The 18779-nt window shown below is 61.2% G+C and carries 18 protein-coding genes and 1 pseudogene; 9 read left to right on the top strand and 10 right to left on the bottom strand.

Going from position 1 to position 18779, the window contains the following annotated elements; translation table 11 throughout:
- The first annotated feature begins 203 nt into the window (after window positions 1-203).
- Both ACTQ0H_RS02585 and ACTQ0H_RS02580 read left to right on the top strand, forming a co-directional pair.
- Window positions 204-806, top strand: a complete 603-nt coding sequence (locus tag ACTQ0H_RS02585; protein WP_441547739.1) for an HdeD family acid-resistance protein — start codon at window positions 204-206, stop codon at window positions 804-806.
- A complete protein-coding gene (locus ACTQ0H_RS02580) occupies window positions 807-1289 on the top strand; it encodes a YaiI/YqxD family protein (RefSeq protein ID WP_441547738.1) in 483 nt (160 codons plus the stop codon).
- 132 nt (window positions 1290-1421) lie between these two features.
- Here the strand turns inward: ACTQ0H_RS02580 and ACTQ0H_RS02575 are convergent, their stop codons facing one another.
- The gene (locus ACTQ0H_RS02575; RefSeq protein WP_441547737.1) at window positions 1422-2504 is read right to left on the bottom strand and encodes a putative manganese transporter; all 1083 of its coding nucleotides are present in this window, start codon (window positions 2502-2504) and stop codon (window positions 1422-1424) included.
- A gap of 171 nt (window positions 2505-2675) precedes the next feature.
- On the opposite strand from ACTQ0H_RS02575, the gene ACTQ0H_RS02570 reads away from it, so the two are divergent.
- The 5 genes from ACTQ0H_RS02570 to ACTQ0H_RS02550 all read left to right on the top strand — a co-directional run bounded on the left by ACTQ0H_RS02570 (window position 2676) and on the right by ACTQ0H_RS02550 (window position 8388).
- Window positions 2676-3644 carry a 3'-5' exonuclease gene (locus ACTQ0H_RS02570; protein ID WP_441547736.1) on the top strand — a complete coding sequence of 323 codons (969 nt, stop codon included), beginning with the start codon at window positions 2676-2678 and terminating at the stop codon, window positions 3642-3644.
- 438 nt (window positions 3645-4082) lie between these two features.
- The gene (locus ACTQ0H_RS02565; protein ID WP_441537781.1) at window positions 4083-5273 is read left to right on the top strand and encodes a hypothetical protein; all 1191 of its coding nucleotides are present in this window, start codon (window positions 4083-4085) and stop codon (window positions 5271-5273) included.
- A 411-nt stretch (window positions 5274-5684) separates the two neighbouring features.
- A complete protein-coding gene (locus ACTQ0H_RS02560; protein WP_427747430.1) occupies window positions 5685-6053 on the top strand; it encodes an ArsR/SmtB family transcription factor in 369 nt (122 codons plus the stop codon).
- A 63-nt stretch (window positions 6054-6116) separates the two neighbouring features.
- Window positions 6117-6335: a cation transporter gene (locus tag ACTQ0H_RS02555; RefSeq protein ID WP_117583778.1), complete on the top strand. Its 219-nt coding sequence runs from the start codon at window positions 6117-6119 to the stop codon at window positions 6333-6335.
- 100 nt (window positions 6336-6435) lie between these two features.
- Entirely contained in the window at window positions 6436-8388 is a 1953-nt protein-coding gene (locus ACTQ0H_RS02550; RefSeq protein ID WP_441063031.1) for a heavy metal translocating P-type ATPase, read from the top strand.
- A 98-nt stretch (window positions 8389-8486) separates the two neighbouring features.
- On the opposite strand, the gene ACTQ0H_RS02545 is transcribed toward ACTQ0H_RS02550, so the two are convergent.
- The 8 genes from ACTQ0H_RS02545 to ACTQ0H_RS02510 all read right to left on the bottom strand — a co-directional run bounded on the left by ACTQ0H_RS02545 (window position 8487) and on the right by ACTQ0H_RS02510 (window position 17432).
- Entirely contained in the window at window positions 8487-9257 is a 771-nt protein-coding gene (locus ACTQ0H_RS02545) for a Cof-type HAD-IIB family hydrolase (protein WP_441014848.1), read from the bottom strand.
- 6 nt (window positions 9258-9263) lie between these two features.
- Window positions 9264-11123, bottom strand: a complete 1860-nt coding sequence (locus tag ACTQ0H_RS02540) for an ABC-F family ATP-binding cassette domain-containing protein (protein ID WP_441547735.1) — start codon at window positions 11121-11123, stop codon at window positions 9264-9266.
- Between the two features lie 205 nt (window positions 11124-11328).
- The gene (pstB, locus tag ACTQ0H_RS02535) at window positions 11329-12201 is read right to left on the bottom strand and encodes a phosphate ABC transporter ATP-binding protein PstB (RefSeq protein WP_441547734.1); all 873 of its coding nucleotides are present in this window, start codon (window positions 12199-12201) and stop codon (window positions 11329-11331) included.
- Window positions 12198-13124 carry a phosphate ABC transporter permease PstA gene (gene pstA / locus ACTQ0H_RS02530; protein ID WP_427719564.1) on the bottom strand — a complete coding sequence of 309 codons (927 nt, stop codon included), beginning with the start codon at window positions 13122-13124 and terminating at the stop codon, window positions 12198-12200. Before pstA ends, pstB begins: the two co-directional genes overlap by 4 nt.
- The gene (pstC, locus tag ACTQ0H_RS02525; RefSeq protein WP_427719566.1) at window positions 13117-14025 is read right to left on the bottom strand and encodes a phosphate ABC transporter permease subunit PstC; all 909 of its coding nucleotides are present in this window, start codon (window positions 14023-14025) and stop codon (window positions 13117-13119) included. The genes pstA and pstC overlap by 8 nt, the downstream gene beginning before the upstream one ends.
- 24 nt (window positions 14026-14049) lie before the next feature.
- Window positions 14050-14985 carry a phosphate ABC transporter substrate-binding protein gene (locus ACTQ0H_RS02520; protein ID WP_154515770.1) on the bottom strand — a complete coding sequence of 312 codons (936 nt, stop codon included), beginning with the start codon at window positions 14983-14985 and terminating at the stop codon, window positions 14050-14052.
- 293 nt (window positions 14986-15278) lie between these two features.
- On the bottom strand, window positions 15279-16715 hold the full coding sequence (locus ACTQ0H_RS02515; RefSeq protein ID WP_441063028.1) for a M20 family metallopeptidase: 1437 nt from the start codon (window positions 16713-16715) through the stop codon (window positions 15279-15281).
- A gap of 54 nt (window positions 16716-16769) precedes the next feature.
- Complete coding sequence (locus tag ACTQ0H_RS02510) at window positions 16770-17432, bottom strand: HAD hydrolase-like protein (protein ID WP_441063027.1); 663 nt, start codon at window positions 17430-17432, stop codon at window positions 16770-16772.
- A gap of 156 nt (window positions 17433-17588) precedes the next feature.
- Here ACTQ0H_RS02510 and ACTQ0H_RS02505 point away from each other — a divergent pair.
- Window positions 17589-17714: pseudogene (locus ACTQ0H_RS02505) on the top strand (DegV family protein); the annotation flags it as partial.
- A gap of 14 nt (window positions 17715-17728) precedes the next feature.
- Entirely contained in the window at window positions 17729-17884 is a 156-nt protein-coding gene (locus ACTQ0H_RS02500) for a hypothetical protein (RefSeq protein ID WP_441547602.1), read from the top strand.
- A gap of 50 nt (window positions 17885-17934) precedes the next feature.
- Here ACTQ0H_RS02500 and ACTQ0H_RS02495 read toward each other — a convergent pair whose 3' ends face one another.
- Complete coding sequence (locus ACTQ0H_RS02495) at window positions 17935-18693, bottom strand: TIGR00730 family Rossman fold protein (protein WP_441063025.1); 759 nt, start codon at window positions 18691-18693, stop codon at window positions 17935-17937.
- Between the last annotated feature and the right edge of the window lie 86 nt (window positions 18694-18779).

The raw sequence follows: 18779 nt of genomic DNA, 5'->3' as shown, positions 1-18779 counted from the left end.
GAAAATCTAACCTAAAACGCAGGCAATAACGAACAGAGCTGCAATGTTCTACACCTGTTGAATAGAAAATCGCAACGTGGGGAACAACGGAAACAAATCGGGGCCTTTGAGTTGCGTTTCGCCCTCCCCGGCCCATACGCCAGCGCCTTTAGGCGATACTGGTTGTAACGATCGCGGCTTACGCCGCACGGAAAGGAGGCCTCATGGGCATCTTTAAGAATGACGACCGGCAATCGAGTCTGTTTGGATTTGACGAGAAAAGCATGGCAGGCAAGGCGATTAAAGCCGTGCGCTGGATCTACGCCGCCACGGGTGTCATCGCGCTCATCGCCGGCATCGCGCTGCTGTTTGCACCCGCTAAGACCCTCGTCTTTTTGACGACCGTACTGGGCTTCTACTTTGTGATCACGGCTGGCGTCAGGCTGTTCACCGCCATTTTTGAGCCGCTGCTGCCCGCCGGCTGGCGCGTCACGAGCATCCTCGCCAACCTGCTCATCATCTTGGGCGGCGTGGTGATCCTGCGCAACCAGGCACTTTCGACCGCGACGCTCAGCACGCTTGTGGTGGTCGTGGCCGGCTTTGGCTGGATTGTCGAGGGCATCATGTCGATTCTGGAGTCCGAGCTTTCTTCCAACCGTGCCCTCGCCATCCTGAGCGGCGCGCTCTCCATCATCGCCGGCGTGTTCGTGTTCATCTACCCGCTGTGGTCGGCAAAGATGCTCGTCATCTTTACCGGCGCTGCGCTCCTGGTGTTTGGCGTGACGCTGGTTATTCGTGCTATCCGCTTTGGCAAGCTGGTGCACTAGATGCCGCGAACGCTGTTTATTGATGCCGACGCCTGCCCGGTCACGCGTGAGTCGATCGACTGCGCGCGACGGGCGGGCGTCGCCGTGGTTGTCGCCGGCAACAGCACGCAAAACCTGGAGCGGCACATTCGCCGTGACGACCCGCGCGATGCCGAGCACGCGCGACGTGGCTTTTGGGTCACAACGCTCGACGTGAGCGTAGGCGCCGATAGCGCCGACTTTGCCATTATCGAGCGTCTGCAGGCGGGCGACGTGGTCGTGACGCAGGACATTGGCCTGGCGAGCATGGTGCTCGGTCGCGATGCCGCCGCCATCGGCGTGCGCGGGCGCGTGCACGACAAAGCCACCATCGATATGCAGCTGTTTATTCGTCACGAAGAAAAGAAGGTGCGCCGCGCCGGCGGTCGCACCCGTGGACCGGCAGCCTTCACCAGCGAGGACCGCGCCCGCTTTAAGCGCAACCTCACCGACCTGCTGCGCTAACCAAGGTAGATTTTTGGGATATGCCTAAAAATCTACCTTTTTGTTTTGGCGATTGGCGCGCATCCAACGCCGGTCATGGCGGTAGATGTTTGAGGCATGCCCCAGTTTTTACGGAATACCTCTAACATCTACTTAGAGGCCAAAGGCGGAAAGGATAAGGCCCCAGCCGGCGCCGATGACGTACATCATGACCAGGAACACCGCGTTTTCGCGGGCGCTGCGGTTGGTGCGGAACAGCACCAGGTAACCCACGCCGGCAGAAATGAGTGTACCGGCGAGCATCGGTGCCAGCTGCAGCGCGCCTTCCAGATACAGCTGCGTAATGACCACACTCGCCGAGCAGTTGGGAATGAGGCCGACAAGCGCCGAACCCAGGACGGCGAGCGTCTCGTTGCCGCGCAGGAACTGCTCGATCGCGGACTCGCCAAAGGTCTCGAGCACGGCGACCAGGACCAGCGTCACCAGGAAAATGAATACCGAAACCTGCACGGTGTGCGAAATCGCGCTGCGGATAATCGACAGGACGGGCGCGCCTTTGTGTGAGTGGGAGTGACCGTGGTGGTGTTCGTGCTCGCCCTCGTGTCCGTGGTCGTGGCCATGTCCGTGGTCACGCTCGTCCTCGTCTTCATCACAACCGCAATGATCGCGCTCGCACAGCTCATGGATGTGGTCGGCGCTCACGCCCGCCTCGGCCACCTCGTCGATGATGTCACCGCCGCTGTGATCGTCATGTGCGCAGTTAACGTGCGCCGGATTGGCAGCGGTTCCCAACACGGTACGGCGGATCGCCGCATGAGCACGGGCGTTGCGACGCAGGCCGCGAATGGCGGCATCCACGATAAAGCCCGTGACCAGCGCGATCAGCGCCTTCGAAGCCAAAAGCATCGCCATGGTCTGCACGGGAACCTGCTCGGCAAGTAGCAGTGGCAGCATCTCGTCGGAGGTCGAGAGAAACACCGCCACCAGGGTGCCCAACGTCACGACGCGACCGGCGTACAGCGTTGCCGCCATCGCCGAAAAGCCACACTGCGGCACCATGCCCAGCAACGAGCCAACCACGGGACCAGCGGCACCGGCACGCTTGATGGCGCCGTTGACGCGATCGCCCGCCACATGCTCCAGCGTCTCGAGGGCCAGATATGTCACCAACAAGAACGGCACCAGCGAGAGCGTGTCCTTGCCGGCGTCGAGCAAAATATCAATCAGAAAATCCATGACGGATGGAACCTTTCGTGTCTTTCGGCAGCATTGTAAAAGTCCTAGCGGTCAACTAGGGTATTGTAGTTGTCCTAGGCGTGATGCCAATAGTTGCCTGTGGTAAACTATCATCTCGCCACATCTCAATGACCCCGAGCCGCACGACGCGGCCCGTCCAAGGAGCAGTATATGAACGTTTCGCAAGCACTCGAATACGAGCGCCAGCCGTTTATCCCCATGTTCATCTATGGCGATCACGCCGCCATGGAGTCCGAGCGTCAAAAAGGCGAAGAGGCCCTCAAGGTGCTCGAGACCGAGTACTTTACCGCCGAGGGCGACCCTGTCTTCGACTTTGCCACCGTGCGCGACCTGGCCGACCGCAACCGCGACCTATGCGACCAGATTGGCGAGGCGCGCCTGCGCAACGTGACGCCCGTGACGCTTTCGCGCGGTCTGTCCGACGCCGATACCTGCGCCGCCATCGGCAAGATGCAAAAGCGCACCGCCGCGTCCGTCATGCGCGAGATCCGCGGCGACCGCGATGCGCTCGGCGTGGCGTACGCCCGCAAGCCCATCCAGGGCACGGTGCTCGGCATCGACATCGAGACCACCGGCCGTGCACCCGAGCGCGGCTACATCATCAACGTGGGCTGGGAGATCATGGAGCTCACCAGCGACGCCGTCCCGCACGACGCCGAGGCACACTATTGCGGCCTGCCCGATATCTACCGCGGCGAAGATGTGCCGCTGTCGAATATCCATCACATCACCTGGGACGACATCGACGGCAAAACGCCCTTCCGCGAGAACAAGGAGCTGCAAAAGCAGCTGCTCAAGCTCATGAAGAAATACCCGTACATGGCGCACAACGCCGCCTTTGAGGACAGCTGGTTCAAGATCCATCTGGACGGCTATGCCGAGGCGCGCCGAGCCGGCAAGATTATCGTCATCGACTCGCGCCAGATCTGCCGCAGTCTGGACGCCGACGTGCGCTCGCTCCCCCGCGAGTCCGCACCCGCCGCACTCGAGAACTGGGCACGCCGTCGCGGCACCCTCGCGCCCGACGCCAACGAGCAGCACCTGGGCCTCGACGACACCGACCTCATGCTCCGGACGGTGCAGGCCGAGTTCAACCTCAAGAACCTGTTTGCCAAGTAGATTGCCAAGCAGAGGCGCCATTCGCGAGCAACACTTGCCGGACCATAGCGCCCCGCGCAAAAGCGACACGCCGAGGCGCTCCCCTCAAGCGACGCAATACGGGCCGATATCCAAGCGGATATCGGCCTGTTTTTCGCGCCGTACAACGCGGCCCTCCAGCCCCCGATGTCTAGCCGCCGCATAACCAAGAACTTCATCTGCGCATGTTCAAGCCAAATTGCACATTTTTGTTGACGCCGCCTTTGCATCAAAACGATGCTGATCAGCATCAGTTGTGGAGGTCTGCGTAGCCAGCGAGCTGTGACAATGCTCCAAATAGCATCTTTCTCCATCATTGGCGTCAAGCGCTTGGACAGCTTTTGTTATGCCGCGACATTTTACCTTGGCGTTCATTGCGAACCCCGCCGCCTGGTCTGCCATGCTATCTGTATGAGTATCGTGCTTTCACATAACACGGCAAAAGCGGTCTACCAAGCCGCATACTCGGTATCCGCAATTGGCACCGAGCCCTGCAGCCCTGCCAAGATCTACGGGGCGCGCCCCAGCAAGGAGCTGCTCGACTCTGCCGCCGACTGGCTCGCCAGGCACAACGTCGCTCTGGATAACGATGCCCCGCTCGATACAACGGTGTTCGAGCGCGCAAACGTGCGCAGCATGACGGGATGCAAGTGCCACGTATCATCCAAGCGATTCGCGGGCTCGCGCTTTATCAAGCTTGCCGACGACATCTATATTGTCGGCGTCGAACTCTGTGCGCTTCAGGCCGCAACCTATCTTCCCTTTCGAGAACTTGTGGAGTACTACTTCGAACTGTGTGGAGCCTATTCCCTTGGGCACGATGCCTCAACATCCTATACCGAGCGCTTCGCGCTCACCTCGACTTCGAGCCTTAAACATTTCTTTAACTCCCTCATCGACTGCAAGGGCCTCGAACTTGCCCGAAAAGCCATCCAATGCGTGCGGGACGGATGCCGATCGCCGATGGAAACGGCGTTTGTCATGATGCTCACGCTACCCAGGCGCGAGGGCGGTCTTGGCATTAGCGAGATCGAGACCGACTACGAAGTAAAGGTCACAGCTGCTGCAAAGAATCTCACGCGGCGCGAAAAGTTCTATATGGATGCATATCTCAAGCGGTCCCGAACCGACATCGAATACAACGGATTTCAGCACGATGCCGAAGAAGACCGCGCCATTGACGAAGAGCGCAAGAACGCGCTGGCGTCCATGGGCTACGGAATCATTACCGTCAGTCGCTATTCCTTTATGCACGCCAGCGCCTTCACCAGGGTTATGGAGGCAATCCAGCGAAAGGAGGGCATTCGCCCATCGCGCCTGCCCAAAGATTTCGCAACCAAGCAAGAAGAGCTGCGACAATTTGTTCTCAGGAGATTTATCGAGGAAAAGAAGCGTATTGAGGAGCTCCTCCGTCAAGACGCAGCGCAGGGTAATGCACTTGAGCTCGAGCGCGCAGTGCTCGAGGGCATCTCGCTGGACGACCCGACGATCAACAATGTCCCGGCCATCGACGACATGCAAGTCATCGAGCTGGATTGCCCGGAGTTCGCCCAAACAAGCACCTCCACACCCGAAGGCAGGGTGTACGGGGCCAGAACAGAGGCGGACTGACAGGGTGGGTACCCCGGCGACGTGCAAAAACGGGAGTTTTCAGCAGAGCCGAGTATCCGAGGGCGGCCGAATTGCCCCATTTTGCACCGAAGCCGCTGTTTTCGATGTAAGTTAGGCAACAGCTGAGGAATATCTATTGCCATTTGCACTCCAGTAAAGCCCTGTGGCGGCAAACGACGCCGTATCATGCAATAAATAACCCCTCGTCGATGCTGAAAACTCCCGTTTTTGCACGTCGCTAGGATACCCACGTTGGCATCGGCGGCCTTATCAGCACCAACCAATGCCCTTAGCCGCCTCTGGGGCCAATCGACAGCAAAAAATTTCGCAAATTATATTGACATATGAACATGCGCTCATATACTCGGAAGTAAGTTATATGAGCACATGTTCATATGAAAGGATATTGCAATGAGCGAACACGCCGATGAAATAAGGACCGACATCGACACCGCCATCGTGCCCGACATCCCCACCACTTGCTCGCCCGAGGACCTTCCCGACGAGGAGCTGCTGTACGACCTTGCCGACTTGTTCAAGGTTTTCAGCGACACCACGCGTATCAAGATCCTCTACGCTCTCATGGGCCGCGAGCTCTGCGTGGCAGACATCGCCGAAGCGACTGCGACTTCGCAGTCCGCGGTGTCGCACCAGCTGCGCACGCTCAAACAGTCGCACCTGGTTAAATTCCGGCGCGACGGGCGCAACATCCTCTACTCGCTCGCCGACGATCATGTCTACACCATGCTCAACCAAGGCATGAGCCACATCTGCGAATAGCGACCAACCACGGTACCAGCGCGGCCTGCACCCAAGCCGCAAATACAGGGAAAGGAACCCATCATGAAAAAGCAGTTCAAGCTCGACGAGATCGACTGCGCCAACTGCGCGCGTGAGCTTCAGGACGAACTCGCCAAGCTCGAGGGCGTCAAATCCGTTTCGGTCAACTTTATGACTCAGAAGCTGACGCTCGAAGCCGACGACGCTGAGTTCGACGAGGTCCTCGATCGCGTCGTGGAGTTCACCGCCGACGCCGAGCCGGACTGCGAGATCATTCTCTAGCCTGCGCATACGCTGATACGCAAGGCCGCGCTTGCCGCGGCCTTTGCTCGCGAAATTACATGAGCGAGTGTTCATACATTCAAATGGGAGGATACGAGTCATGGCCACCGCCGACCCCAAGAAGAAAAAGAAGAAGCGCAAGAAAAAAGAGTCACTCGAGCATAAACGCAACCGCATCCTGGTAGCGCTGGGTATTTTTGTCGTGGTGTACGCCCTCGATGAGCTCGGCGCCCTCACTATCGCATTTGGAGAGCCCGGCAACATCTACGCCAGCTTTGTGCTGTTCCTCGTGCCGTTTTTGATTGCCGGCTACGACGTGCTCCAAAAGGCATTCAGCAACATCCGCCGCGGCAAGGCGTTCGACGAGAGTTTCCTCATGGCCGTCGCGACCATCGGCGCGTTTGCCACGGTGCTCTTCCCCGATACCGACCCGCACATGGCCGAAGGCGCCGCCGTTATGCTGTTCTACCAGGTCGGCGAGCTGTTCCAGACATACGCCGTGGGCAAGAGCCGCAAATCGATCAGCGCCATGATGGACATCGCGCCCGATTACGCCAACGTTGAGCAGGCTGACGGCACGCTCGAGCAGGTCTTTCCCGATGACATCGCCGTCGGCACCGTCATTGTCATCAAGCCCGGCGAGCGCGTGCCCATCGACGGCGTTATCGTCGAGGGCGTAACCCAGCTCGACACCGCCGCCCTCACCGGCGAGTCGGTCCCCCGTACCGCCAAGACCGGCGACGATATCATCAGCGGCTGCATCAACATGACGGGTCTTATCCGCGTACGCACCACCAAACCCTTTGGCGAGTCCACCGTCGCGCGCGTCCTGGAGCTCGTGGAAAACGCCAGCGAGAAGAAAGCGCGCACCGAAAACTTCATCACACGGTTCGCCCGCGTCTACACGCCCGCCGTCACCGGCGCGGCAGCGGTGCTCGCGCTCGGCGGCGGCCTGGTGACCGGTGCTTGGTCCGATTGGATCCTACGCGGCCTGACCTTCCTCGTCGTCAGCTGTCCGTGCGCACTCGTAATTAGCGTGCCACTGAGCTTCTTTGGCGGCATCGGCGGCGCGTCCAAGCTGGGAGTTCTCATCAAGGGCTCCAACTACCTCGAGGCGCTCGCCGATGTGGATACCGTCGTCTTCGACAAAACCGGCACGCTCACCAACGGCACGTTCTCGGTCGTCGCGGTGCACCCCGAGGGCGGCTATACCGAGCAATCGCTGCTTGAAGTCGCAGCCCTCGCCGAGTCGTTCTCCGACCACCCCATCGCGCAGTCGGTGCGCGCCGCCTTCCAGGGCCAACTCGACCCCAAGCGTGTATGCGACTCCACCAACGACGCGGGCCATGGCGTGACGGCGAACATCGACGGCAAGCACGTCGTCGTCGGCAACGCCAAGATGCTCGCCGCGGTCGGCATCGAAGCGCCCGATTGCGAGGTCGTCGGCACTATCCTCCATGTGCTGGTCGATGACGTCTATGCCGGTCACATCGTAATTGCCGACACCGTCAAGGCCGATGCCGAGCAAACGATTCGCGAGCTGCACGCCGCCGGCGTCAAGCGCACCGTCATGCTCACGGGAGACCGCGAGGAAGTGGCCGCCGCCGTGGCCAATCAGCTGGGAGTCGATGAGTTCCACGCGCAGCTTCTGCCAGGTGACAAGGTCGAGCGCGTCGAGGCATTGCTGGCGACCGAATCGGGCAAGGGCAAGCTCGCCTTTGTGGGCGACGGTATCAACGATGCGCCCGTGCTCACCCGTGCCGATGTGGGCATTGCCATGGGCGCCATGGGCTCCGACGCCGCAATCGAGGCAGCGGACGTTGTGCTGATGGACGACAAGCCGTCCAACATTTCCCGTGCAATCCGCGTGGCTCGCAAGACCATGACGATTGTTCGGCAGAACATCATCTTTGCACTGGGCATTAAGTTGCTGATTCTGGTGCTCGCGGCGCTTGGCATCGCCAACATGTGGCTCGCCGTCTTTGGCGACGTGGGCGTGGCGATCATCGCCATCCTGAACGCCATGCGCGCGATGGGTGTCAAGAACCTGTAGCATGCGTGGCTGTCCGGCCGGGCGACGCGGCACACAACGCGCAAGGGGCGTCCCCAACTGCCGGCAGAAAAGGAACGTCCCCAAGTGCCGAGCCGCAGCTATAGCAGCCCAAAGTGCTTTGCGGCGTTGTAAATTCCGTCGTCGTCCACGGCAGTCGTCACGTAGCTCGCCGCAGCCTTTACCGTGTCTTGCGCGTTGCCCATGGCCACGCTCGTGCCCACGGCGGCAAACATCGACAGGTCGTTCTCGCCATCGCCAAAGGCGATCGCCTCGCTCGCGTCGATGCCCAGGCGCTCCAGCGTCGCCGCCACACCCAGGTCCTTGCCGCCGTTGGCCGGAATAATGTCGCAGAACAGGTCGCACCAGCGCGTGGTGAGCGAATGCGACACGGCGTCGGTCACGATATGCTCGTCGGCAGGATCCACAAAGGCGCAAAACTGGTAAACCGGCGCATCGAAGGCGTGCTCAAACGGCTCCTCGTGGTAGACAATTCCCGCGTTGTTACCGGCCGTCACCACGCGCTCGGACAGGCGGTTCACAAACGAGTTCTCGCCCTGCATGCACAGCGAGTCGTAGCGCCCCTCGGCCACCTGGTCCACAATCACCGCAACGTCGTCCGGATCAATCGGGCAGCTGCGGTAGACGCCCTCGGCATCAAAACAGTGCTGGCCCGAAAGCGTAATATACGCATCCCAACCAAGATCGAACAGCCAATCGGGCATCTGGTAGGTCGGGCGGCCCGTGGCGATCACGCACGCAATCCCCTGCTCGTGAAAGCTGTCGAGCACTTGCTGCGCCGACGCCGGAATCCGGTGCGTCTTAAAGCTCAGTAGCGTGCCGTCGATATCGAAAAACGCGGCTTTGATCATCCTCGTCTACTCCTCGCCCTCGAGCTTCTCGCTCGCCTCGAGCCACGCCATCTCCAGCTCGTCCATAGCGGCGTGAGCCTCGTCGATCTTTGCCTGCTGCTCGCCCAGCGCCGTGTAGTTGGTGGGGTCGACCTGAGCCATCGCGGCCTCGGCCTCCTCCACGCGAGCGCGCTGCGTCTCCATCTTGCGCTCGAGCGAGCTCACCTCGCGGCGGAGCTTCTGGCGCTCGGCATTGGAAAGGCCATTGGGCTGACCGCTCGCCTTGGGCTTTTCGGCCGCAGCTGCCGCGGCACCGGTGTCGAACGTGCCAGTCTTGGCGCTCGGCGCACCCACGGGCTCGCCCTCGGCGGTGGCGTTGCACAGGCGCAGGTACTGGTCGACGCCGCCGGGCATGTGCGTCAGGTGGCCGTCGAGCAGCGCCCACTGCTGGTCGGTCACGCGCTCCATCAAAAAGCGGTCATGCGTTACCAGAATCAACGTGCCGGGCCAACCATCGAGCAGGTCCTCGACAATCGCCAGCATGTCGGTATCCAGGTCGTTGCCGGGCTCGTCCAGGATGAGCACATTGGGCTCGTCCAGGATCGTCAGCAGCAGCGACAGGCGACGGCGCTGTCCGCCCGAAAGATCGCCGATACGACTCCAGAGCTGCTGCGTCGTAAAGCCCAGACGCTCGCAGAGCTTCTCGGGCGAGGTCTCCTTGCCATCGATAACGTAGTACTTCTTGTAGTTGCTGAGCACCTCGCGGATCGTGTCGCCCATGTAGGGCTCGAGCTCCTCGAGCTGCTGCGACAGCACGCCAAAGCGCACCGTCTGGCCAATCTTCACGCGGCCGCGCAGGGGCGCGATCTTGCCCTGAATCACATCGAGCAGTGTGGACTTGCCGGCGCCGTTCTCGCCCAAAAGACCATAGCGGTCGCCCGCACCAATGAGCCAGGTCACGTCGGAGAGCACTTGCTTGGGCGCGCCGTCGGTATCGGCATAGCCGGCGTCCACGTCGACCACGTCGATAACCTGCTTGCCCAGGCGACTCACCGCCAGGCGCTTGAGCTCCAGCTCGTCGCGCACGGGCGGTACGTCGGCAATGAGCTCGCGGGCGGCCTCCACGCGAAACTTGGGCTTGGTGGAGCGCGCCTGTGCGCCGCGGCTCAGCCACGCGAGCTCCTTGCGCGCCATGTTGCGACGGCGCTCCTCGGTAACGGCGGCCATGCGGTCGCGCTCTACGCGCTGAAGGATATACGCGGAGTAGCCGCCCTCGAAGGGGTCGACCTGGCCGTCGTGGACCTCCCACATGCTGGTGCAGACCTCGTCCAAGAACCAACGGTCGTGCGTGACCACGAGCATGGCGCCCTGGCCGCGCTGCCAGCGGGCCTTTAAGTGGCGCGCGAGCCAGTTGATGGTGCGCATGTCCAGGTGGTTGGTGGGCTCGTCGAGCATGAGCACATCGTAGTCGCCGATCAGCAGGCGCGCGAGGTCCACGCGGCGGCGCTGACCGCCCGAAAGCTCGCCCACCGTGCCCTCCCAGGGCACATCGCTAATAAGGCCGGCCAGGATCTGGCGCGTACGCGGGCTCGAGGCCCATTCGTACTCGGGCGTGTCGCCGACGACGGCATGATGCACGGTGTCGGTATCGACCAGGTTGTCCTTTTGGCCGAGCAAACCAATCGTCGTGTCGCGGCGATGCGTCACGCGGCCGTCGTCGGGGTCCAGCGTACCGGCGAGCACACTCAGCAGCGTCGACTTGCCGTCGCCGTTTTTACCGACGATGCCAATGCGGTCGCCCTCGCCCACGCCGAGCGTCACGCTATCGAAAATATGCTTGGTGGGAAACTCTAGGCTGACGGAATCGCATCCCAAAAGAATCGCCATATGCCCTGCTCCTTCGTAGAAATTCAACGTTGTCCATGATAGCAGCGAGCCCCGCCCCAAACCACCACGAAGGTGCCTGTCCCCTTTGTGGTGGTCGTTTCGGTCGCAGAGCAAAAAGGCGGGCCATCTCCCGCAGGAGATGACCCGCCTCTCCAATCAGTCCCGCGGCAACCATGGCCGCCGCGGGCCTCAAGCATGTCCCGGACTAGGAGAACATGCCGGTGAGGTAATCATTCAGCCGCTTATCCTTGGGCCGTTGGAAAATCTCGTCGGTCTCGTCGTACTCGACCATATCGCCCATGTAGAAAAACGCCGTGCGGTTGGACACGCGCGACGCCTGCTCCATGTTGTGCGTCACGATGACGATGGCGCGGTCGGCAACAATCGATGACATCAGGTCCTCGATTGCCAGCGTCGAGATGGGGTCGAGCGCCGAGCAGGGCTCGTCAAACAGAATCACGTCGGGATTGAGCGCCAGCGTGCGCGCAATGCACAGGCGTTGCTGCTGGCCGCCCGAAAGCGCGTAGGCGCTCTTGTCGAGCTTGTCCTTGACCTCGTCCCACAGCGCCGCGCCGCGCAGGCTTTCCTCGACCATGCGATCGAGCTCGTCGCGGTCAGTAATGCCGTGGCGTTTGGGCGCAAACGTGATGTTGTCACGAATGGACTTGCGGAAAGGGTTGGGCTGCTGAAACACCATGCCAATGGAGCGACGCAGCTCGTAGGTGTTCTCGGTCTTGGTGTTCACGTTGCGCCCGCGGTACTTGATCTCGCCCTCCACGCGGCAGTCGCGAATCTCGCGATTCATAAGGTTGAGGCTGCGCAAAAAGGTCGACTTACCGCAGCCCGAAGGCCCGATGAGCGCCGTGATCTCGCCCTTGTGAAAGTCGAGCGACGTATCGTGCAGCGCATGGTGGTCGCCATAGTACACGTTGACGTCCTTGGTGGAAAGCACGACCTCGTCGCTCACGGCTTTGCCGCTTACGCGCACGCGCTTCTCGCTCTCCCCCACGCTCGACAAAAAGTCCTGGGTCTCGGACGCGGCCGCCTCGGTTGCGGGCGTTGCATTTATCTCGCTCATTCGGCCGTCATCCTCCTTGCCAGTTGCTTGCCCACGATACGGGCGACTACGTTAAACAGCAGCACGCAGATCATCAGCAGTGCCGCGGTGCCCCAAACAATCTGCTGTGCCTCGGGGCTGCCCTCGCCATAGATCTTATAGATGTGCACGGCGAGCGACTCACCGGGGCGGAACACGTTCCAGGCGCAAGTGGGACTCGACAGGTTAAAGCTCAAGAAGTTCAGACGCACCGGCGAGCTCATGCCCGAGGTAAAAAGCAGCGCCGCGGCCTCGCCAAACACGCGGCCGGCCGAAAGCACGATACCGGTCACGATGGCGGGCATGGCCTCGGGGATCAGGATGTGCAGCGTGGCTTCCCAACGGGTGAGGCCCATAGCCAGGCACGCATCGCGCTGGGCCTGCGGCACGTCCTCGAGCGCCTGCTGAATCACGCGCACCAGGATGGGGATGTTGAACATGGTGAGCGCGACGGCGCCGGAGATGATGGAGTACTTCCAGCCCAGCTGCACCGAGAACACCAGAAAGCCGAACATGCCGACGACGATGGAAGGCAGCGAGGACAGCGTCTCGATGGCGGTGGAGGCGATGTCACGGATGGGGCCGTCCGGCGCGTACTCAACCAGGAAAACCGCGCCGCCCAAGCTGATGGGCACCGAGATACCTAGGGTGATCAGCAGCAGATAGAACGAGTCGAACAGCTGATAGAGCACGCCGCCCTGGGTTCCGTTGGCGCGCGCGGGCTGCGTGAGAAAGCCCGGCTGGAACAGCGTCGAGATACCCTCGAACAGAATATAGGCCACCATGGAGACGACGATGAGCATGACGATGGCGACGATTGCCGTCAGTACGCCCGTGGCGATGCGGTCCTGCTTTTGGACGCGCCCGAGTCTCGCCTCGTCGATATGAATGCGCGTGCTAGCCACGAGCCTTCGCCCCCTTGCGGCCGATAAGGTGGATGATCAGGATAAAGATGAGGCTCATGCCCATCAGCAGCAGACCGAGCGCCCACAGGACATCGTCTTGGGCCGAGCCCTCGGCATAGACCGCCATGGACGTGGTGAGCGTGGTGGTGATGGTGGAGGCCGGCGACAGCAGCGACGTCGGCATGGCCTCGATACCGCCGATAACCATGCGCACGGCGAGCGTCTCACCAAAGGCGCGGGTCATGCCGAGGATGACCGCGGTCATGAGCGACGGCATGGCGGATTTGAGTACCACGTGCCAGATGGTCTGCCAGCGGGTGTAGCCCAGCGCGAGCGAACCCTGACGGTAGCTATCGGGCACGGCACGCAGGCCATCGACCGAAAGGGTGGTCATCGTCGGCAAGATCATGACGGCCAGCACAATGGCGCCGGGCAAGATGCCCAGGCCCGTGCTCACGTGGAAAACGCTCTTCATAAGACCGACGACCACGTGAAAGCCGACCAGGCCAAAGACGACCGAGGGAATGCCGGTCAAAAGCTCAATAAGCGGCTGAAACACCTTGGAGCCAAACTTAGGGCTAATCTCGACCGCAAAGATAGCAGAGCCGATGGCGATGGGCAGCGCGATAAGCGTGGAGAGCACCATGACCGCAAACGAGGTGACGATCAGGGGCAGGGCGCCGGTATAGGGCAGGCCGTTTTCGGCCGTGTTGGCCAGGTCCCACTTGGTGCCGGTAAAGAACTCGACGACCGAAACGCCGTCCTTGAGAAAAGCCGAGAGGCCCTTTTGGGCGACCATAAAGATGAGCGCGGCAACGACAAGCGTCACGAGCGCTACGCACGCGCCCGTGACGCCCAGGCCCACGTTCTCAAGGTCGCGCTTTGGCAGCTGTTTTGCCATTGCAAACCTTTCCGGGGCGATTACTTATTTAGCGGAGACCTTGCCGCTGGCGTCCTTGACGACCTTCATGGCAGAGACGGGGATAAAGCCCTGCTCCTCGACAAGTTTGCCCTGGACGTCGTCGGAAAGCATGAACTCCAGGAAGGCCTTGGTGGCATCGTCGGCGTCCTTTGCGCAGTACATGTGCTCGGTCGCCCAGATCTTAAAGGAGTCGTCAGTGACGTTTGCGCTCTTGGGCTCCACGCCCTCGACCTTGATGGCGTTGAACTTGGAGTCGTCGAAGTGCGAGAAGTCGAGGTAGGAGATGGCGTTGTCGGTGCTGGCCATCTGAGTCTGGACGTCGCCGGACTTGTCGAGCTCGGCGTCGCCCTTAAAGTCGACGGCCTCGTCGCCAAAGACGGCGGCCTCGAAGGTGGCGCGGGTGCCGGAGCCGGCCTTGCGGTTGAGAACGACGATGGTGGCGTCGTCGCCGCCGACCTCCTTCCAGTTGGTGATCTGGCCGGAGAAGATGCCCTTGAGCTGCTCGAGGGACAAGTCGTCGACCTTCACGTTCTTGGAGACGACGGGACCCATGCCCACGACGGCGACCTCGTGGTCGACGAGGTTCTTGACCTGGTCGGCCTCGAGCTTGGTCTCGGCGAAGACGTCGGAGTTACCGATGGTAACGGTACCGGCGGCAACGGCGGTCAGGCCCTTGCCCGAACCGTTGCCCGAGCCAGAGACGGAGACGTCCGGGTTGGCGTCCATGAACTTCTCGGCAGCGGCCTCGACGAGAGCCTGGAACGAGGAGGCGCCGTCGTAGGTCACCTCGCCGGAGACGGACTCGGCAGCGGCGCTGCCCTTGTCGGCGGCGTTGGAAGCGCCTGCGCCGCCGCAACCAACGAGGCCGAGGCCCACGAAGCTGGCAAGACCACCAGCGAGGCCGAGGAACTGACGACGAGAATAAGCCTGATCGAGCATGATCTTCCTTTCATACATGCGACTCGCGGGCACCCTGCCCGCTTTGCTGTTTGGAAAGATACTGCCTCGATCGGGCGGTGCCCGCGCCAACTGCGGTTTCTTACGGGCATTTGATAGACCCTTACCGCAAGCGCGACTCGGCTTTACAAACGAATAACAAACCCGCCCCCAAGCATGGCCCTCCTTTTACACCAATAAAAACAAAGTTGCGGTGAAATAGTTCCTGCTTGGCCATCAAATGGCCCATTCTAGGAACTATTCCATCGCAACTTAGATTAGGAAACCGTGTAACCTTAAAGCTCTAATTCATTCAAACGGAGGATCGCAACAATATAGATCTTGAGCGCCTGCTTGAGCTGTTCCTCGTTGGCGCACTCGTTGGGGCCGTGCATCTGGCCGCCCCATGCGGGCAGCTCCAGGCCGGTTTCCTCGGGGCCAAACGACACGGCGCGGGCAAAGTTGCGCGCGTACGTGCCGCCGCCCATGGCAAAGGGCTCGGCATGCTTGCCCGTAAACTCGTTATAGGTATCAATAAGCGCCTTCACGGCCGGATCGTCGGCGGACACCGAGAACGGCACCTTTGCACGACCCACACGGCACGTCACGCCAAAGCGGCCCACGAGCGGCTCGAGCTGCTCGCAGATGGTATCGGCGCTCGTGCTGTCGGGGAAACGTACGTCGATGACCTGCTCAATATGGCCATCCATCACACGGATAACACCGGGGTTGCACGTGAGCGGGCCAAACGCCGGGCTCGTCGCGTCGATACCCAGGCCGCGGCCATAGGCATCCGCATGTACAAAGGTCAGAAACTTGACAAACTCGTGCTCGACGGGCGTCAGCAGACGCTCGTCGCGTGCACCAAACGCGTCCTCGGCCTCGCGCAGATACGCCACGATGAGGCCGACGGCATTGATCGTTCCCTCGGGCATCGAAGCGTGACCGCCAATACCGTGGGCGAAAATCTGCGCATGCCCGTTATCGAGCGCCGTGATCTCCAGGCGGTCGGCGTTCTCAACGGGCGCCGGCAGCTCATCGGCGGCAATCGCGAGCTCGCAGATAGACTGCGACGGAATGGCGTTGCTCGCCTCGGCACCGCTCCACGATACGATGCGCCCGCCGTCGATCTTGGAGCTCACAAACGTCGCCCCAAACTGGCCCTTCTCGGCATTGCAGACCGGGAACTCGGCATCGGGCGTAAACAAAAAGTCGGGATCTGCGTGGTTCTCCAGATAATGGTGAACGTCGGACATGCCCACTTCCTCATCGCAGCCCAGCAGCGCGCGGAAGGTATAGCGCGGCACAATGCCGTGCTTGATCAGGTAGGCACCGGCGTAGAGCGACAACACGGCCGGGCCTTTGTCGTCGATCACGCCACGACCGAGCAGCCAGCCCTCGCGGCGCTCCATCGCAAACGGGTCGGTGTTCCAACCGGGACCGGCGGGCACCACATCCACATGGCAGATGGTCGCAAGCTGCTTATCGCCGCGGCCGGGAATGTCGGCGATGCCCACATAGCCCTCGTCGTCGCTCGTCTGGTAGCCGAGCTTTTGCGCAATGCCGAGCGCACAATCGAGCGCATCACGGACCGGGCGGCCAAACGGCGCACCGGGCTCCGCATGGGCAGCAACGGCCACGGACGGATAGCTCACCAGCTGCTCGATATCGGCAACGACATCTTCCCAGATCTCGTCGACATACTCGGTAACGCTCTGTTCCACCTGATTCATGGACGACCTCCTTACCAATGAGCGACGGCCACACCCGCCCCTCGCATAACGTCATTAGATGGCGAAAAGTTTAGCAAGCTCGGCCACCGAGTGCACCACTGCATCGGCGCCCGCCGCCTCGTGCTCGCCCGGCACCGCCGCGCCCGAATAGATGCCAATGCACGGCACGCCCATTGCGTGCGCGCCCTCCACATCGTTAAAGCGGTCGCCGATCATCACGGCATCGTCCGCCGTCGCGCCGAGCGCCGCCAGGGCATCGCGAACCGAATCGGCCTTGGTCTCGCGCCCCTGCGGCGGATTCATACCGACCACCGCCTCAAACTGCGAAAGCCCCAGCTCGCCCACCATGTCGATGCACTTTGCCTCCATGCGCGACGTCGCCACGGCCAAGTGATGCCCCTGGGCGGCCAAGCCATCGAGCAGTTCGGGAATTCCATCGAACACGGGGTACTCTTCCGGTCCCAGCTCATCAAAAAAGGCACGGTACTCGTCGGCCACCACAAGCGACTCCTCGCGCGAGAAGCCGTAAAAGTCGTGGAAGCTCTTCCACAACGGAGGCCCGATCATGCGGCGCAGGTCACCCATCTGCGCCTCAGAAAACCCGCGCGCAGCCAGCGTTTTACGCGTCGAGGTCATCACCGCCCGGCCCGTATCGGCCACCGTGCCGTCAAAATCAAACAGCACGACCGACCGCTTGCATATCTCCAGAGCCTCCATCGACATCCCTCTTCCCCAGTTGACGATTTCCACACCGACACTTCAAACTGTTGACTATTCAACAATTGAACCTAGTAATGTGGAACGACTCTACTATACTTGTCGCACTTTGCTCTCAGAAGGCGGCGCCGTCACGCCCCAACGAAAGGTGCAATTATGTCTTTTGCCATCATAACCGACTCCACGTCGGGCATCTCCCCCGCCCGCGCCCAAGAGCTCGGCATTTACGTGATTCCGCTTCATGTGATTATCGAAGGCGAAGACCTGCTCGACCAGGTGCAGGCCAGCTCACGCAGATGCTCAATATTCGCCTGGCCGTTTCGCCGGAGTGGAAATCGGGCGAGATCAAGGCGATCAAAAAGGGTCGTGGCGCCAAGCGCATCGTCGCCAACCAATCCCTATTCCACCGCAACTTGGAAGCAGTTCATTTGGGACGGGGCCAAAAAGACTGATATCAAACGTTTCAGACCAGTCTTTTTAGCCCCGTCCCATTTTACCTACCCTACATCAGCCCGCTCAGGACAATATCGACGGCCTCGTTGAGGTCATCGGTGATGTGGACGAGGTCTGGATCGAGTGGGCTGATCATGCCGGCATCCATCACCGGGCCGTTGAGCCAGTCGAACAGGCCCTGCCAGTATTCGCTGCCCACCAAAACAAGCGGCATGCGCTTGACCTTGTGCGTCTGCACCAGCGTGAGCACCTCAAACATCTCGTCGAGCGTACCAAAACCACCGGGAAACACGATGGCGCCCGAGCTGTATTTGACAAACATGGTCTTGCGCACAAAGAAGTAACGGAAGTCCATGCCGAGGTTCACGTATTTGTTGAGCCCATGCTCGTGCGGAAGCTCAATACCCAAGCCGACCGACTTGCCGTTGGCGCTCGCCGCTCCCCTGTTGGCCGCCTCCATAATGCCAGGACCACCGCCGGTGATAACCGCCACGCCGCGCTGCGCGATCTTGCGGCCGACCGTGCGCGCCGCCTTGTAGAGCGGATCGGTCTTGGGCGTGCGGGCACTGCCGAAGATGGTCACCGCGGGCCCGAGCTCGGCAAGCGCGCCGAAGCCATCGACAAACTCGGCCTGAATGCGCAGCACACGCCACGGGTCGGCGTGCAACCAGCCAGTCGAGTCCTCGGGCGCCAGCAGGTTGGCGTAGGTGTTGTCCTTAGGAATCATAGGGCCGCGCATAACCACGGGGCCGCGTCGGTACGTCTCGTTGTAGGCCGGCTCGCCCTCGACGTTCTCATTCTTAATCATGGGGGATACTCCTATCGAAAATAGAAACGGGCGGGGTCGACGCCATGCGTCAAACACCCGCCCGAACATCAACCATTCGGTATGGT

This window comes from Collinsella sp. LCP21S3_A3 (assembly GCF_052118905.1).
GTDB lineage: Bacteria > Actinomycetota > Coriobacteriia > Coriobacteriales > Coriobacteriaceae > Collinsella.
This window is presented reverse-complemented; position numbering and strand designations above follow the sequence as displayed.

Bases quoted from the DNA above. Each gene is read 5' to 3' on its own strand.
- ACTQ0H_RS02585 (WP_441547739.1), top strand. From the start codon at position 204: ATGGGCATCTTTAAGAATGACGACCGGCAATCGAGTCTGTTTGGATTT.
- ACTQ0H_RS02580 (WP_441547738.1), top strand. From the start codon at position 807: ATGCCGCGAACGCTGTTTATTGATGCCGACGCCTGCCCGGTCACGCGT.
- ACTQ0H_RS02575 (WP_441547737.1), bottom strand. From the start codon at position 2,504: ATGGATTTTCTGATTGATATTTTGCTCGACGCCGGCAAGGACACGCTC.
- ACTQ0H_RS02570 (WP_441547736.1), top strand. From the start codon at position 2,676: ATGAACGTTTCGCAAGCACTCGAATACGAGCGCCAGCCGTTTATCCCC.
- ACTQ0H_RS02560 (WP_427747430.1), top strand. From the start codon at position 5,685: ATGAGCGAACACGCCGATGAAATAAGGACCGACATCGACACCGCCATC.
- ACTQ0H_RS02555 (WP_117583778.1), top strand. From the start codon at position 6,117: ATGAAAAAGCAGTTCAAGCTCGACGAGATCGACTGCGCCAACTGCGCG.
- ACTQ0H_RS02550 (WP_441063031.1), top strand. From the start codon at position 6,436: ATGGCCACCGCCGACCCCAAGAAGAAAAAGAAGAAGCGCAAGAAAAAA.
- ACTQ0H_RS02545 (WP_441014848.1), bottom strand. From the start codon at position 9,257: ATGATCAAAGCCGCGTTTTTCGATATCGACGGCACGCTACTGAGCTTT.
- ACTQ0H_RS02540 (WP_441547735.1), bottom strand. From the start codon at position 11,123: ATGGCGATTCTTTTGGGATGCGATTCCGTCAGCCTAGAGTTTCCCACC.
- pstB (WP_441547734.1), bottom strand. From the start codon at position 12,201: ATGAGCGAGATAAATGCAACGCCCGCAACCGAGGCGGCCGCGTCCGAG.
- pstC (WP_427719566.1), bottom strand. From the start codon at position 14,025: ATGGCAAAACAGCTGCCAAAGCGCGACCTTGAGAACGTGGGCCTGGGC.
- ACTQ0H_RS02520 (WP_154515770.1), bottom strand. From the start codon at position 14,985: ATGCTCGATCAGGCTTATTCTCGTCGTCAGTTCCTCGGCCTCGCTGGT.
- ACTQ0H_RS02515 (WP_441063028.1), bottom strand. From the start codon at position 16,715: ATGAATCAGGTGGAACAGAGCGTTACCGAGTATGTCGACGAGATCTGG.
- ACTQ0H_RS02510 (WP_441063027.1), bottom strand. From the start codon at position 17,432: ATGGAGGCTCTGGAGATATGCAAGCGGTCGGTCGTGCTGTTTGATTTT.
- ACTQ0H_RS02500 (WP_441547602.1), top strand. From the start codon at position 17,729: ATGCTCAATATTCGCCTGGCCGTTTCGCCGGAGTGGAAATCGGGCGAG.
- ACTQ0H_RS02495 (WP_441063025.1), bottom strand. From the start codon at position 18,693: ATGATTAAGAATGAGAACGTCGAGGGCGAGCCGGCCTACAACGAGACG.